At 47.0% G+C, this 14,694-nt stretch carries 14 protein-coding genes; 9 read left to right on the top strand and 5 right to left on the bottom strand.

What is annotated here, in order from left to right; translation table 11 throughout:
* Nucleotides 1-272: 272 nt before the first annotated feature.
* From ACUALS_RS20145 to ACUALS_RS20130, 4 genes are all read right to left on the bottom strand, one after another.
* On the bottom strand, nt 273-1,031 hold the full coding sequence (locus ACUALS_RS20145; RefSeq protein WP_454449516.1) for a hypothetical protein: 759 nt from the start codon (nt 1,029-1,031) through the stop codon (nt 273-275).
* Nucleotides 1,032-1,268: 237 nt separating this feature from the next.
* Complete coding sequence (locus ACUALS_RS20140; RefSeq protein WP_454449515.1) at nt 1,269-2,648, bottom strand: FUSC family protein; 1,380 nt, start codon at nt 2,646-2,648, stop codon at nt 1,269-1,271.
* A 9-nt stretch (nt 2,649-2,657) separates the two neighbouring features.
* Nucleotides 2,658-3,521, bottom strand: coding sequence for an HlyD family secretion protein (locus tag ACUALS_RS20135; RefSeq protein ID WP_454449514.1), 864 nt, complete (start codon nt 3,519-3,521; stop codon nt 2,658-2,660).
* Nucleotides 3,522-3,534: 13 nt separating this feature from the next.
* Nucleotides 3,535-3,747 (bottom strand): DUF1656 domain-containing protein, encoded by a 213-nt coding sequence (locus tag ACUALS_RS20130; protein ID WP_153446677.1) that lies wholly within the window; start codon nt 3,745-3,747, stop codon nt 3,535-3,537.
* Nucleotides 3,748-4,062: 315 nt separating this feature from the next.
* Between ACUALS_RS20130 and ACUALS_RS20125 the strand changes: the two genes are divergently transcribed.
* From ACUALS_RS20125 to ACUALS_RS20105, 5 genes are all read left to right on the top strand, one after another.
* A complete protein-coding gene (locus ACUALS_RS20125; protein WP_454449513.1) occupies nt 4,063-5,586 on the top strand; it encodes a M20 family peptidase in 1,524 nt (507 codons plus the stop codon).
* A gap of 92 nt (nt 5,587-5,678) precedes the next feature.
* Nucleotides 5,679-6,290, top strand: coding sequence for a DUF3299 domain-containing protein (locus tag ACUALS_RS20120; protein ID WP_454449512.1), 612 nt, complete (start codon nt 5,679-5,681; stop codon nt 6,288-6,290).
* Between the two features lie 125 nt (nt 6,291-6,415).
* The gene (locus ACUALS_RS20115) at nt 6,416-7,318 is read left to right on the top strand and encodes a LysR family transcriptional regulator (protein ID WP_039485788.1); all 903 of its coding nucleotides are present in this window, start codon (nt 6,416-6,418) and stop codon (nt 7,316-7,318) included.
* 62 nt (nt 7,319-7,380) lie between these two features.
* On the top strand, nt 7,381-8,562 hold the full coding sequence (locus ACUALS_RS20110; RefSeq protein WP_454449511.1) for an MFS transporter: 1,182 nt from the start codon (nt 7,381-7,383) through the stop codon (nt 8,560-8,562).
* A gap of 7 nt (nt 8,563-8,569) precedes the next feature.
* On the top strand, nt 8,570-9,499 hold the full coding sequence (locus tag ACUALS_RS20105; RefSeq protein ID WP_454450056.1) for a Gfo/Idh/MocA family protein: 930 nt from the start codon (nt 8,570-8,572) through the stop codon (nt 9,497-9,499).
* A gap of 60 nt (nt 9,500-9,559) precedes the next feature.
* Here ACUALS_RS20105 and ACUALS_RS20100 read toward each other — a convergent pair whose 3' ends face one another.
* Entirely contained in the window at nt 9,560-10,468 is a 909-nt protein-coding gene (locus tag ACUALS_RS20100; protein ID WP_038187366.1) for a LysR family transcriptional regulator, read from the bottom strand.
* A gap of 105 nt (nt 10,469-10,573) precedes the next feature.
* Here ACUALS_RS20100 and ACUALS_RS20095 point away from each other — a divergent pair, with 105 nt between their 5' ends.
* The 4 genes from ACUALS_RS20095 (at nt 10,574) to ACUALS_RS20080 (ending at nt 14,625) form a co-directional block, all read left to right on the top strand.
* On the top strand, nt 10,574-11,788 hold the full coding sequence (locus ACUALS_RS20095; protein WP_454449510.1) for an argininosuccinate synthase-related protein: 1,215 nt from the start codon (nt 10,574-10,576) through the stop codon (nt 11,786-11,788).
* 16 nt (nt 11,789-11,804) lie between these two features.
* Complete coding sequence (locus tag ACUALS_RS20090) at nt 11,805-12,548, top strand: 2OG-Fe dioxygenase family protein (protein WP_005469689.1); 744 nt, start codon at nt 11,805-11,807, stop codon at nt 12,546-12,548.
* A gap of 1 nt (nt 12,549) precedes the next feature.
* On the top strand, nt 12,550-13,455 hold the full coding sequence (locus ACUALS_RS20085) for a DMT family transporter (RefSeq protein ID WP_005469535.1): 906 nt from the start codon (nt 12,550-12,552) through the stop codon (nt 13,453-13,455).
* 171 nt (nt 13,456-13,626) lie between these two features.
* Nucleotides 13,627-14,625 carry a succinylglutamate desuccinylase/aspartoacylase family protein gene (locus ACUALS_RS20080; protein WP_038212577.1) on the top strand — a complete coding sequence of 333 codons (999 nt, stop codon included), beginning with the start codon at nt 13,627-13,629 and terminating at the stop codon, nt 14,623-14,625.
* Nucleotides 14,626-14,694: the final 69 nt, after the last annotated feature.

Here is a 14,694-nt window from a genome sequence, read left to right as displayed (position 1 = left end):
CAAGCCATCGACTCTCACCCCTATGAAAATGCGATGGTTTACTATTCACAGATCCGCCTTGTTCTGTGTCGCTGTATTCATGCTCCACGCCAAATACGTGGGCTTGGCAAAGATTTTATCGTCGAACACCGCGCGCTAATAATCAGGTTTGGAGGACGTGATCCTACCGAATTGGTGTCGGCGTGATGGATCTCGCTGATTGGGCAAAAACCAAAAAAGCCTGCGTTTTCACGCAGGCCATGGAGGACAGTAGGACAGGTTAGAGGAGAGTGTTATAGGTACACTTTGTAGTTAAACCATACGCGATTCTCGTTGATGTCGACGTGTTTACTGCTCGATTCCATGCTGCCAGAGGTGTTTTCAAACTTAACTTGGCCCCAACGGGTTTTATCCGTGCTCAGTGGGGTTGCTGCCATTAAAGTCGTTTTCACCGTGGTCGAGTCGATGTCACCGCTCAAGTATGTCACCTCTGGGTATAACGCTAAGAAAGTACCATCTTGGCCGGTTTTCCATACCGCGTATGCTGCGCCCATTCCACCAACTAGGCTATCGTCAGTGACGTTAAACGCATTCATTGATTGGTCAGAATAAGTCCCGGTTAGAGCGCCAACACGTGCAAAAAACGTTAGTGAGTCAATTGGGGTGCGGAAAATTGAAATGGCACCGAGTGCGGCCGTGGTTGCCGTGTCATTATCGACAACATCAAGCGAGACAGCGACACGTGGCGAGACCGAGTTACCAGTATTGAATACATGGAAGTACTGGAAGCGACTATCACTGTACTCGCCTTCTTTGTTCATTGTTCCTTCTAGCGAGAACATCGACTCCATACCATTTTCGTATTGGTAAGAGATAGACCCAGAGGCTTTAACGTCGCCATTATTGCTTGCACCGACATAAAAAGTTGAGTAGGCGCGAGTCATATCTGATGCGTCAAGTGCTTCGCTGTTTGCATTGTCTGCAGCGTGAGCGCCTGCAACTAGCGTAGTGCCGATAAGAGTGGTTAAAAGTGCTTTTTTAAAATGGTTCATAGTGTAGATTCCACAAGTTGTTTTGATTGGGTATGTGGAGATTTTATGAGGGAATTAGAAAGCGAGTTAATCGCATATGATGGATTAAATCCTACAAAGTGAGCGTAATAGCGTAGTTATGATGATTAATCAGAGACGTTTCCTCGAGAGGCGAATAAATCAGAGTACGGTATGAAATAGAAACAGCCTTGGCGAGAACCAAGGTTGTGGCATTAAGGACGTTCAGGCGGGAAGTGATTATTTATCGAACGCGACCTTCGTTTTACAGGGTGTAAGTAGATCGGAAACAAGTTTGGCTATCGCCAGAATAATCAATACATAGACCAGCATCATCAGCGGCATTTCGATAGTATAGTAAGGCGTGAGGTTTAACGCGCTCGAAGAAAGCACCAATAGTAAGTTAACCCCAAGCACGCGAAAGATTCCCAACCGCACCGTATCGAACACTTTCCAAATAGCAATAATATTCATGAAGTAAAAAGCGAGTAACTGCCACAACTCGGAGAAGGCTGGCATGATCAGCGAATACTGTAACAAGTAGAATCCACCTAAACCAATGGCGCCAAAGCACGCGTCTCTTATTGCACTGGTGGGTAAAGGGGGAAGATTGGTGGCAAAGATGCCCGCAATCATTGGGAACACGAAGCCGCCAGGAATGGGCAGGTAAACCCAGGCCAATATGCAGGCCAGAAAGGTAATGGTCCCTTGCAGCACTTTTCTCCAATCGTCTTTAAGATGCTGCTTTAGGCTGCGTTGTCTTAACGAAGGTTTATGACTTGAATAACGCTGGGCCATTTTAAGTAAGGCTGCAGGTAGCAGAGGCTCAATCGGCGGAGTTTTCCACGTCGATGCTAGATTATGCTCAATGTCTGTGAGATAGTTGGCCAACTCACTGGGCTTACGGCTAAGGCTGTCAAGAAGATGCACAATCACATCGACTTCTCTCACTCTTTCTAACCACTGGTGCTGATAATACTTCAAGTCGTAGCTGCCATGATTCGGCAGCTCAAGCAAGTGATGAAGTTGACTGACACTGTGCTGAATATGCTCTAAGGTCTCGCTACTTAGCCTGCCATTATGATAGTGATTGAGCGCTTGCTGTAACTCGGCATGTAACTGCCAATAACGACGTGAAAATACCGTCTCAGTGCTAACCGGCCAAATTAGCTGATATATGAAGGTAAATACACCAATTCCCAGTAAGGTTTCTTGTAACCTTAGGATGATGTAGTCAAAGGTATTTAAGCTGTCGAAGCCTCCCATACAACAGATGATAGTGCAGACGGTGTAGCCTTGAACAAAGATATAGCCGCGCTTTTCATCGCTCGCCATAAACAAGCTGGCGGCAAGCAGCAAAGTATAGAACACGACAAATAAAACAGGGTCTTGAGAAAAATAGCTAATCAAAAACAGTGCGTAACCTGCGCCCATCAAAGCGCCGAGCACTCGATTCTGCCCTTTTTGTAAAGAGTGTGCGAACGTTTCGTTCAATGCGAGAACAGCGGCGGTAATGCCGGCCCAGTAGGGTTTATCCCACTCAAACCAGATGGCAAGAAAAAGGGCAATGACGATCGCCAATGCCGCTTTAAACGCTTCTTTTGTGGACTGATTGAGCATTTTGGCACCTTATTGCTTGATGATTTTTATCGATGCCGTCATGCCAACACGCAGTTGCAAGTTTTTGGGCTTTTCTTTTAATGTCACTTTAACGGGAATACGTTGGGCGAGCCGAATCCATTGGAAGTTTGGATTGACGTTTGGCAGCAGTTCACTGCCTGTTATGCCGTCTTGCTTGGCGATGCCGTAGCCAATGCTGCTCACTTCTGCTGCTAAGGGTTGGTCTGGGTCGATAAGCAAGGTCACGAATGCTTTGTCATTGGGATCAACGCCTTCTAGGTCGGTTTCTTTGAAATAGCCCTCTACCCAGAAACTATTGGCATCAATCAGCGCAACAACCGGACTGTTGGCGACAACCTGAGAGCCCACCCGTAAATGAAAATTACTAATGAAACCATCGGTCGATGCGTAGACTTTGGTGTAATCAAGGTTGAGTTTGGCCTCTTCAACCATGGCTTTGGTTAGGTTTAAGTTAGCCCTTGCCGAGTTGACCGCGTTGTTCAAGTTATTGAGCGTGAGCGTCGCAACAGAGCCCGGCGTTCGGCTTTGCAGCGCGAGCGCACGCTTTTCTTCATTGAGCGCTTTATCGAGGGCGGCTTGGGCTTGTTGTTGAGATGCCATAGCTTTGTGATATGCCGCTTGGTACAAGCTGTCATCGATTTCAAACAGCAGATCGCCTTTTGTGACCCGACTGTTGTCTGAGATATGAATGGCGGTCACTTGGCCAGTGACACGAGGTGTAATCGAAACGATATAGGCACTGACGCGACCATCGCGTGTCCACGGATTTTGCGTGAATATCGAATAAAAGTTGGCGACCACGGCTCCAGCCCCCAGAACTAGGAGCAGAGTCACCAAATAGCGCTTAACCATTTTCTTCCCCTTATTAAACAATCGAAATAACTTGGCTGAACGCGCCAGTAAAAATCACAAACAGACATATCTCTGCCAGAGTCGGGTGAGAAATGTATCGATAGAGCCCAGTTTTGACTGACATTTTGGTGGTTAGTAGGGTAAGCCCATACGCAAGGGCCGCAACTAATAGCAGTGGCGTGAAATAGACTTCACCCCAAGCGATTTCGTGAGGGATAGCGTGCATAAATGATCTCTGTATAGCGTCTTTGCCGAGAGATTAACTGCGCTTGGTGTAATTCAACACTCGCATATGTAGGGTCGTATCCATCAACCCATAAGAAATTGGTGACTTCGGTGTAATCAATAAATCAGAGAGATGATCAGAGCGGCTCAATAAGCATTAATGTCGCACTTATTTTCTGAAATCGGGATTGATGATTCGAATATGTAGGATTTGGTCCTTCATATGCGATTGGTTTGCGGCAAAAAAAACGTCAATACTAAGCCCATCAACACGACACAGACTTAAATTATTTCTTGCGAATGAAGGTAATTAGTAATGACTAAGCAAACCAAACTTTTTAAAGGTATCGCCTCTGCGCTTGCGCTTACAGCAAGTGTGTCTGCTTGGGCGGTGGAAGACCAAGACTTTAGCTCAATGCAAATGCAAGGTGTTGAGCAAGTTGAAGTGAAAGTGGATCTAGAAGGCGCGGCACAACGCCTATCTCAAGCGGTTCAGTTTCCAACCATTTCAAATCAAGACCGCAGTGATTTTGATGAAGAGGCGTTTAACAATTACCACGACTTCTTAGTTGAATCTTACCCTCTAGTACATAAAACACTGAAGCGTGAACTAGTTGGCGACCCGCGCCCATTTAGCTTAATTTACACCTGGGAAGGCAAAGACCCATCACTGCCACCGGCGGTATTTATGGCTCACCAAGATGTGGTGCCAATTGCAGAGGAATCTCGCGATCAATGGGAAGTCGAGCCGTTTTCCGGTGAGATAAAAGATGGCTACATTTGGGGACGTGGTTCTCTGGATGACAAAAACCAAATTCATGCCATCTTAGAAGCCACAGAAATGAAGATTAAAGAAGGCTTCCAACCAGAGCGCACTATTTTGTTTGTGTTTGGTCATGATGAAGAAGTTGGCGGACCTGAAGGGGCAAAACACGCAGCGGATATTATTGAGCAGCGTTATGACAAAATCGCCTTTGTGATTGATGAATCAGCGCCACTAATCCCAGGCGTGTTCCCGGGCATTCGAGACAATACGGCGTTAATTGGTATTGCTCAGAAAGGCTACGTGAGCTTAGAGATCGCAATCAATGGTATGGGCGGTCACTCTTCACAGCCTGCTGGTGAGTCGAACATTGTTGCGCTAGCCAAAGCGGTAGAAAAAGTGGAAGCGGCGCAGTTCCCATACAAGATTCACGATGCGGTTCGCTACCAGTACCGATTTATGGGGCCAGAGTTACCTGAAGACCAGCAACCAATGTACAAAGCCGTCGCTTATGGTGATAACGATTCGATCAGCGACCTAGAGCAGAAGTTTATTGATGTAATGTCGCAAAACCAAGTAACGCGCGCCATGTTGCACACCACAACCGCAGTGACCATGTTTAACGCCGGTATCAAAGATAATGTATTGCCACCAGCCGCGACAGCGGTAGTGAACTTCCGTCCTATGCCTGGTGATACACCTGAAGTGATTATTGAACACGTGAAAAAAGCCATAGGCGATGAGCGCATCACAGTACGAAATATCTCAGCATCAACGCCTGCAACCAATGTGGCCGATCCAAACGGTGAAGGATACAAAATGCTAGAGAAAACCATTCGCCAAACTTGGGGTAATGATCTGATTGTATCGCCATTCTTTGTAATCGGTGGCTCAGACTCTAAGCACTTCCAAGCGCGTGATTTTGCTCCGGATGTGTACACCATTACCGCTTTGCAACTAGAAAGTGTGAAAGAGTTTGAAGGTTTCCACGGTGTGAACGAACGTATCCTGGTTGATGAGTATGGTCGCTCCATCGGATTCTTCTACAAACTGATGGACAACCTAGAAAACCTTTAATCATAGCCTTACTGACCGTGGCGCAAGGCGCTGCGGTCATCGCCTTTATCTGACGTGACTAACATGCTCTATTTACTTTGGGGAACAAACGAATGAAAAACTTATTGCTAATGTTAGCGCTGATCGCGCCTTTGGCTAATGCAGCAGACACTCTCTCATGGGACGCGCTTCGTCCGCAAAACATACAGCAGCAGAGTTTATCTCCAAGTGATAAAGCATTGGTTACCGAGATTTATGTTTATGAAGTGGCTCAGCAAAGTCGCAAACTCAGCCCAATGGAACACGATGGCTACATCAAGCGCATTGAACTCGCAGAGAAACGCGGGTTGAACGTGAGAGAGGCACTTGATGAACTTGTGAGTGGTAAGCGTTATGCCAATGCCATTATTCCTGATTTGCAAGTGAATGACATGAAACTAGGCGGCTTCTTGGTGCCACTAGAGATGGAAGGCTTAGTCGGGACGCAATTTATTTTGGTGCCAACGGCGGGCGCTTGTATTCATACACCACCGCCACCGGCGAACCAAACTATCTTGGTCGACTTCCCTGAAGGCTATCAGATGCAAAGCCTTTACACGCCAGTTTGGGTTGAAGGGGATATCAAGGCAGGAGGGGTGTCCGCATCCGTTGCACTATCGGACGGTAATCAGGATATTGAGATTGGTTATGTTATTGATGCATCGGACATCGTGACCTTTCAGTAAGACGGAGTGGTGATGGGCGTCGTGATTAGTTTTTAGCTCGAACGAGTGTAGGTATTTGATTGTACTGGAGAGCGAAAGCCGAAAAATGCTATCTTGTAGGCAATGGTCTACAGGAAGCAAGCCCAATGAATTTCAGCCTCGAACAGTTGTTAGCCTTTGTCACCGTCTATGAGCACCTTTCTTTTAGCAAGGCCGCGGTAAAACTCAACAAGCATCGTACTACCATAGGTCAGGTTATCACTAACCTTGAAGACCAACTTGCGGTCACCTTGTTTGAACGAATTGGTCGCTCTGTTGAACCCACCGAAGACGGTCATCTTCTTTATCACTATGCTAAGCAAGCGATCGAGCAAGCGCGCGTGTTTGACAAGATCGCTCTCAGCCTATCCTACGGAGGGCTTGAACGCGTGGTGATTGCCTACCCAAGTTTTGTCCCTCACCAAGCGCTATTTTTGATTCGCCAACAGTTAGCTCAAGATTTTCCGACCATGCGCGTAGAGTTTCTTGTCCGCGATCGTGACGAAATAAAGCAAGGCATTGTTGATGGGACAATTCATTTTGGTCTGGTCAATATTCATGAAAGCACCGCAATTCATAGTTTTGACTCGACGTTCTTAGGCCATGTGGAGTTTCTACCCTATGTACAAACAGGTGGGCGATTGGCGCAAATGGACAAAACGTCGGTGGTGAGTGAGTTGCAAACTGAGCGGCAGTTTATGCTCAAATCACTGGTGGATGAAGGCTTGGCCGACAAATTTGTATTTTCAGCCAACAATGAGCAAGTCGATCAACTGGCATTGGTGATTAAAATGATCAAAGAAGGGCTTGGCTGGGCATGGTTGCCAAAAGCGCTTTCTGAGTCTCAGTTTGCGGTAGAAGGGGTTTCGCCACTTGAGCTTGAGTTGATGTTAGAGGGAATGAAGCTGCCGATCTCCTTATGGTGTCCGCACGCAAAAAACATCAAAGAGGTGAAAAGTTCGATTGTTAAGGCGGTCAACGACCATGTGCAGAAATACAAACCGCGTTAGCCTTTACCTGTTTATGTAAGATTGGCCTTACCGCAAGCGATTCGTCAAACCAAGGATGATTTATGAATTCTGAATCCACATCGTGGAAAACGCCGCAGAACTTCCTGTTGGTGGTTTCCATTGTTGTCCCTATCGCTTTCTCAAGCTGGATGGCGTTGCTAAACAACTTTGTGATAGAAAAAGCGAGCTTTGATGGCGCCGATATTGGCTTGTTGCAAAGTGTACGCGAAATCCCCGGTTTCCTTGCGTTTACCGCCGTGTTCGTCCTTCTTTTTATTCGTGAGCAGCGTTTTATTTTACTCTCGCTTGCGGCGCTCACTCTAGGCACTGCTATCACGGGTTTCTTTCCCACGTTATTTGGTTTGCTGATGACGACCTTGCTCATGTCGATAGGATTCCATTACTTCGAAACCCTCAAGCAATCGCTGTCACTTCAGTGGTTATCGAAAGATGAAGCGCCGGAAATGTTGGGTAAGTTTATATCGATAGGCGCGCTTGCCTCACTGTGTACTTATGGGGCTCTGTGGGTCTGCCTTGAAGTCTTTCATATGGACTTCAAATGGGTTTACCTCACATTCGGCGGGGTCGGATTCTTGCTGGTGGTTTGGATGACGTTTGCCTTTCCCGAGTTTCAGTCGAAAGTCCCTCAGAATACAAAGCTGGTGTTGCGCAAGCGATATTGGCTTTACTACGCATTAACCTTTATGAGTGGTGCTCGTCGACAAATTTTCACTGTTTTCGCTGGGTTCTTGATGGTCGAAAAATTTGGCTATTCGGCTGCAGATATCACCTTGCTATTTCTTATCAACTACCTATTTAACTTCTTGTTTGCAAAAAGAATCGGTAAGTTCATTGGTCAAGTGGGCGAGCGAAAAGCGCTGATTTTTGAGTATGTTGGCTTAATTGGTGTGTTTGTTGGATACGCAATGGTTCAAACCGCAGAATGGGCGGCCGCGCTGTATGTAGTAGACCATCTATTCTTTGCCTTAGCCCTTGCGATTAAAACCTATTTCCAAAAAATCGCCGACCCCGCTGACATGGCCTCTACGGCGGGTGTGTCGTTTACCATTAACCATATTGCTGCGGTATTCATCCCAGTGTCGTTTGGATTTATTTGGTTAATCTCTCCCTCTGCGGTGTTTTATATCGGTGCTGGGATGGCGATGGTCAGTTTGTTGTTGTCGCTCAATATCCCAAGAAAGCCTAAAGAGGGCAATGAAGTACGCATGCTTAAGTGGAGTTAAAACAATGATGAAAATTGGCATTATTGGCCTAGGTGATATCGCTCAGAAGGCATACCTTCCCATTATCACTCAACTGGCTGATGTTGAGCCTATATTTTGTACCCGAAGCTTAGATGCTTTGCAGGCATTGTCTGAGCAATATCGAGTGATGCACACCTGTCATGACTATCGCGATTTACCTCGGCTCGGGGTCGATGCCGTAATGATTCATGCTGCCACGAGTGTGCATAAGCAGATCGCGAGTTATTTTTTGCATCTAGGTATTCCAACGTTTGTCGATAAGCCATTAGCGGACAATGCCGCAGATGTCATGGAACTGTATGACATTGCGAGCAAGCACAACGCGCCGCTTTACGTCGGTTTTAATCGTCGTCATATTCCTCTCTATAATCACTACTTGCCGGAAGTCGCTAATGGCCAATGTGGGGCATTAACCTCTCTTCGTTGGGAGAAGCATCGCCATAATCTATCTGGTGAGGTGAGAACGTTCGTATTTGATGATTTTATCCATCCACTTGATAGCGTTAACTTAGATTGTCGAGCGGACATAAACGATGCCTATGTCACCCAACAATGGGTGGGTGAGCAGTTAGGTCGGCTAGATATTCAGTGGCAGGCCGGCGAAACGCTGCTCCATGCTTCAATGAATCGTCAGTTTGGTGTGACCACAGAAAGGGTCTCGGCAACCTACCAAAATAAGGCGCTGCAATTTGATTCCTTTATGGCTGGTCGCCAATGGGAAGAGGGGCAAGAGGTGGCGTTAGCATTGAAAGATTGGACACCAATGCTAACGACAAAGGGTTTTGAAGCAATGATACAAGACTGGTTGTCGGTGATTAGGGCGGGGCAACTGGCGAGCCATATCGTCGAGCGCAACATTGCTACCCATCAACTTGCAGAGGCGCTTGTCGCTCGTTTGAACGCGTCGAAGCGATAAGGACACCCAAGCGTTTGCACCTAAAAAGTGAAGTCTCAGGCTTCACTTTTTTTAGTTGGATTACACTAATCTTTGCTGCAAGTACTCAATAAAAGTCTTGATCTGGCTTGGGATGTACTTCGATTGCGCGTATTGGGCGATGATTTTGCCTTGATAGTTGCCGCCTACGTGCCAGTCTCGCAAGACTTCTACCACTTGCCCAGAGTCGATATACGATTGAATAGCGAACTCTGGAAAGACCGAAATGCCTACCCCACGCAGCACAGCTTCACGGCGAATTTCGCTGTGGTTTACAACAAATGAGCCGTTAACGTTAATCGATACACGCTTGTTATTGTTAGTAAATTCCCAAACTCGGTCACGAGGATTCTCACCTAAGCACAAACAGTTGTGGCTTGAAATGTCTTCTGGGTGAATCGGCATCCCATATTCTTCGATATAGGCTGGACTTGCGCACAAAACCAATCGACATTGACCTAAAGGTTTGGCGATCAACCCTTCCGTTGGTTTGTTGGTGATCATGATGATGATGTCCACTTCATCGCCAATAGGATCAATGTAGTGGTCGGCGACTTTCAGCTGCAACGACACGTTGGGGTAGTCGTCGATAAAGTCGAGGATCATCGGCATAAGTACTTGACGAGACAATGCTTTTGGCGCTGCAACACGTAGGCTACCTGAAACATCGGTTTTATCGACCTGCGCCGCAGAAACCGCCATTTTTGCTGAGTTCATCATGTCACTACACAGGCTATAAACCTCTTGCCCGGTTGAGCTAAGACGCATCTGGCGAGTGGTGCGCTCTAGCAGTTTTTCTTCCAACGCGCTCTCTAGCCTAGTGACCGATCGGCTCACGGATGACGGGGATACACCAAGTTTTTTGGCGGTCTTTGAGAAGCTGCCCGACTCCACAACATTTACGAAGATTGCCATCTCTGAAAGTAGCGGAATAAGCTTATTTGTGTCCATGGCGCAATTATCCTTTGCATTATGGCTATATTGTTTCGCTCAAGTTACTTATAGATACTAATTAAGTCAATTGACAACAACTAAAAATAATAAAGGACGTGAAACATGAAGAAGATCAGAAGTATCGAGGATGTTCAGGCAGTTGCTGACGTTTCCAAGCATATTTTGACCTTATTCAGTGGGGGGCTAGATAGCTCATATGTATTAGAACTACTTAAAAATAGTCACGCAAAAGTCACGGCTGTCGCGGTCGACTTGGGTGATGGTATCGAAGAATCAAACCTAAAGCTCATCACCGATCACTACGGCTTCGATCTAAAGATCATCGATGCAAAGCAGGAGTTCGTTGAACACAGCTTAGTGTCCGCTATTCAGGCTCAATCCATGTACCTAGGGGATTACCCTGTTAGCTCGTCACTCTCACGCCCAATTATTGTCAAAAAAGCGGTGGAGCTGGCGGAAATCCTTGGCTGTGATGCGATTATTCATACCGCCAACCAGTCACAAAACAGTTTACGTCGCCTTAATGGCGCGATTGAGCGCTCGGGCTTTGATGGGTTTTATGGCTCTCCTTATGAGTATTCCGCGCTTACAAGAGAAGAGAAAGCCAAAGCACTTTTCCATTCAGGTTTAGTTGGCTTTAAAAGCCGCAATGTGAGCGGTGACTCCAACCTTTGGTGTCGCGAGTTTGAATCCGGCGTTCTCGACAACCCAGAACAATTCACCGTTTCAGAATCTCTATTTACCTGGTCGCGTTGGCAGCCAGAAAAACATCTAGAAAACGATCAAATTAAGATTGGCTTTCGTCAAGGCTACCCTGTCACCTTGAACGATCAGCCAGTTAATTTACTTGAGTTAATTACCTTCATTAACAACCACGTTGGCGCGTACGAGATTGGCCGATATGTAGGGTTCGACCATCTCGATCAGGACGAAAAGGTACTAGAGGTGCGCGAAGCACCCGCCGCAACACTCCTGATGAAGGCTTACAAGCTGCTGGAAACAGCAGCTTTACCTACCGATGTTCTCAAAGCAAAAGCTATGCATAACGACATGTGGACACAAGAAGCGGTTGAAGGTCGCTTTGGCAGCATGATGCAAAATGCCAGCTATGCGTTCATCGCCCACACTGCGGAATTCATTTCTGGCAGTGTTCTATTCAATCTCACCAGAGGAAGTGCTCTGGCGACAAGTATCGTGGCGGAAAACCCAAGGTATCTGTGTGATCGTGACCGTTGGGAAGTGGAAGTGGCTCATGAACGAAGCCTGCGCTCCTTACCGTTGGATACTCAACCGCAAAAAGCCCATCAAGCCGTGTAGTAGAGAGGTGCAATTTATGGAGAGCGTGAAACAGGTCGCGAGTCGTAACGTTTCAGTGATTACGCAAATATTGGCGCAAAATCAGTATGTCTTTGTCAGCGGTAAGCACATGACGTCCTTGCTGCAAACCAACGTCGATGAGGTGATTCGTTTTAAGAACTGTTGGAATCACTTGGAAAGGGATCAATACATGGCAGACGGCGGTACGTATCGCTATCGCCGATATGGTCAGTTTATGAAGTTGCCGGGCAGCCATGAGATTACCATGTTGCCTCATGAACCTTATGTTCAGCCTTCTTACATTAACCAGCTCAATGGTGATATTGAACGCCACTTTGAACCGTTGACAGACCGCTTTGTGACGTCACCGATATTGGAGCGACTGCTGCAATTGATGAGTGACATTTACGATGGCGCAGAAGGCAAGCCAACCAAGTGGAATATTCGGCTCCACCCTTACCGAATCATTGCTGACGATTCCGAGTTGGGACAGCCCACACCGGAAGGTTTGCATCGTGATGGTGTTACCTACATTGCGTCGCTGATGATCAACAAAATCAATGTGATGGGAGGGCTGACCACCATCACCGATGCAAATAAACAAGAGTTGGAGACTTTGGTGTTGGATAAAACATTTGATGTCGTGATGGCGGACGATGAGCAAACCATGCACGAAGTCTCACCAATTCGACCTGAGAGTTCAGACAAATGCGCGTACCGGGATGTACTCGTGATCGCTTTTACAAAAATGGAGGAATAGTATGACTACGGCTGCGAGTTCGTTAAAAAAAGGAAGTTTTAAGTTTCCAGTAACAGAATCATTGCTGCTTTTGGTGGCGGTATTTTGGGGAACCAGTTACGGGCTCACAAAAAGTGCCTTAGTGTATACCAGTGTTTTACTCTTCATTACGATACGTTTCTCAATCACTTTTTTATGTATGCTACCTGTAGTGATTCGAGACTTTCGCCGAGGGCTCAATAAAGATTGGAAGATAGCAATACCGACCGGCTTTATTCTATCGGCGATTTTTTTCTGCGAAGTGTTTGGGGTCTCTCAGACCTCGGCATCCAATGCGGCCTTTTTGATCAGCTTGACCGTAATCTTAACGGCCTTCGCGGAACTGATAATTAACAAAAAGCGCGTAAGCAATACCCTACTCGGTCTAACTGTCTGTAGTGTGGTGGGGGTTTTACTGCTGACCAGTGAACAAGGGATCGAGTTTTCGTTAAATACGGGCGATTACTTTATTCTGACGGCGGCGCTGCTGCGCGCGCTGATGGTGACATTAACCAAACGGTTTACTGAGGGCAAAGAGATTACCACCTCAACGTTAACCTCACTTCAGTCGCTGGTTGTGGCGTCATGTGCGATTGTTGGCGCAGTGGCGTTTCTACCTGCGTCGGAGTTTGTGTTGCCGACCTCGACAGAGTTTTGGATTACAGTTGCGTACTTAGTGCTGTTTTGTACGCTGTTTGCCTTTTATGTCCAAAACTACGCGGTGCGCAGAACCTCGCCTACTCGTGTTTCCTTGCTAATGGGCAGTGAGCCGTTGTTTGGTGCGATCTTCGCTATGGTCTGGCTGCAAGAAACGTTGAGTGTAACCCAACTTGCTGGTGGGGCACTTATCTTATTCAGTGTGATAGTCACTTCAACCAGAGAAAGCTAACCAAGCCGGGCGAATGCCCGGTTTTCTTTTTCCTGCATCACGTTCTAACGCGTTGAATCCTCACCGTAAAACAAAGCCAAATACCCAGAGGATGGATCTTCTTTACACATCGGTTACTATGAAGGCGAACTAAGAGGCAATGGCCTGCCCAGAGAACAATCGGAGTAAAGAATGAGCAAACCTTTGAACGAGTGTATCGTCCCTATGTACCCAACCATTCAAGCGCTAGATGTTAACGCGTTAGAAGCGGGGGAGCACAAGTTTTGGTTTGCCGTGGCAACGGATGCTATTGGCCATCCGCAAACACTGCCAGTGAGAGTGTTTAAAGGTAAAAATCCGGGTAAGCGATTTATGATCACTGCAGGTGTTCACGGTGACGAGCAAAACGGTATTTTAACGGCGCAGAAAATCGCTCGGGAGCTCGTCGGCAAAGCCATTGCGGGCGTCGTGACGATTGTTCCTACGGTTAACCTGTCAGGCATTGCCCGCCATAGCCGAGACTTTCACTCCGCCGCGCCGGATAGCTCATCTGCGAATCTTAATCGCGTCTTCCCAGGAAGTCCTACTGGTGATGACGCAAGCCGTTACGCAAACAGTTTGTGGGAGAATCTGCTCAAACCCAATGCGGATCTGGCTATCGATCTCCATTCCCAAACCAGCGGCAGTGCTTACCCCTTGTATGCGTTTGCTGATTATCGCCTAGAAGATGCGATTCGTATGGCTAGGCTCATTAACCCCGACGTTATTCTTAATGATCCCGGTGACCCTGGCATTTTGGAAACGGTTTACAACCGCGCCGGCATTCCTTCGATCACGATAGAGGTTGGCATTGGCCGCTACACCGATTTAGTGATGGTAGAGCGAGCAACCAAAGGAGTGATGAACATTCTTAAGTCTTATGAAGCGTTGTCAGGCAATGTGGACGAATCTGAGGTGCCTTGCGTGGAAGGCGAGCAAATTGTCAGTGTCAGAGCAAGCCAAGGGGGGTTCGTAATCTGCCATGTCGACTTAATGCAAACGGTTTGTGAAGGGGAGAAATTGGCGACGCAATACAATAGTTTCGGTGACGAAATCGAGGTTTACTACTCGCCGATTAACGGTACCGTCATAAGCCACAATGTTGAGTCAGTTCGAGCGCCGGGATCGTTGGTCGTTAGACTAATTCAATAACGGATTCGCTGCATATTATGGGATAACTATTCACCCACATCATTGGTGTTCCTGATAAAACACAGGAAC

Source organism: Vibrio sp. NH-7 (genome assembly GCF_053643215.1).
This window is presented reverse-complemented; position numbering and strand designations above follow the sequence as displayed.

What these genes read in the sequence shown, in the direction of transcription:
- ACUALS_RS20080 (WP_038212577.1), top strand. Translation starts at nt 13,627, where the DNA reads ATGAGCAAACCTTTGAACGAGTGTATCGTCCCTATGTACCCAACCATT.
- ACUALS_RS20085 (WP_005469535.1), top strand. Translation starts at nt 12,550, where the DNA reads ATGACTACGGCTGCGAGTTCGTTAAAAAAAGGAAGTTTTAAGTTTCCA.
- ACUALS_RS20110 (WP_454449511.1), top strand. Translation starts at nt 7,381, where the DNA reads ATGAATTCTGAATCCACATCGTGGAAAACGCCGCAGAACTTCCTGTTG.
- ACUALS_RS20100 (WP_038187366.1), bottom strand. Translation starts at nt 10,468, where the DNA reads ATGGACACAAATAAGCTTATTCCGCTACTTTCAGAGATGGCAATCTTC.
- ACUALS_RS20135 (WP_454449514.1), bottom strand. Translation starts at nt 3,521, where the DNA reads ATGGTTAAGCGCTATTTGGTGACTCTGCTCCTAGTTCTGGGGGCTGGA.
- ACUALS_RS20145 (WP_454449516.1), bottom strand. Translation starts at nt 1,031, where the DNA reads ATGAACCATTTTAAAAAAGCACTTTTAACCACTCTTATCGGCACTACG.
- ACUALS_RS20125 (WP_454449513.1), top strand. Translation starts at nt 4,063, where the DNA reads ATGACTAAGCAAACCAAACTTTTTAAAGGTATCGCCTCTGCGCTTGCG.
- ACUALS_RS20105 (WP_454450056.1), top strand. Translation starts at nt 8,570, where the DNA reads ATGAAAATTGGCATTATTGGCCTAGGTGATATCGCTCAGAAGGCATAC.
- ACUALS_RS20140 (WP_454449515.1), bottom strand. Translation starts at nt 2,648, where the DNA reads ATGCTCAATCAGTCCACAAAAGAAGCGTTTAAAGCGGCATTGGCGATC.
- ACUALS_RS20090 (WP_005469689.1), top strand. Translation starts at nt 11,805, where the DNA reads ATGGAGAGCGTGAAACAGGTCGCGAGTCGTAACGTTTCAGTGATTACG.
- ACUALS_RS20115 (WP_039485788.1), top strand. Translation starts at nt 6,416, where the DNA reads ATGAATTTCAGCCTCGAACAGTTGTTAGCCTTTGTCACCGTCTATGAG.
- ACUALS_RS20095 (WP_454449510.1), top strand. Translation starts at nt 10,574, where the DNA reads ATGAAGAAGATCAGAAGTATCGAGGATGTTCAGGCAGTTGCTGACGTT.
- ACUALS_RS20130 (WP_153446677.1), bottom strand. Translation starts at nt 3,747, where the DNA reads ATGCACGCTATCCCTCACGAAATCGCTTGGGGTGAAGTCTATTTCACG.
- ACUALS_RS20120 (WP_454449512.1), top strand. Translation starts at nt 5,679, where the DNA reads ATGAAAAACTTATTGCTAATGTTAGCGCTGATCGCGCCTTTGGCTAAT.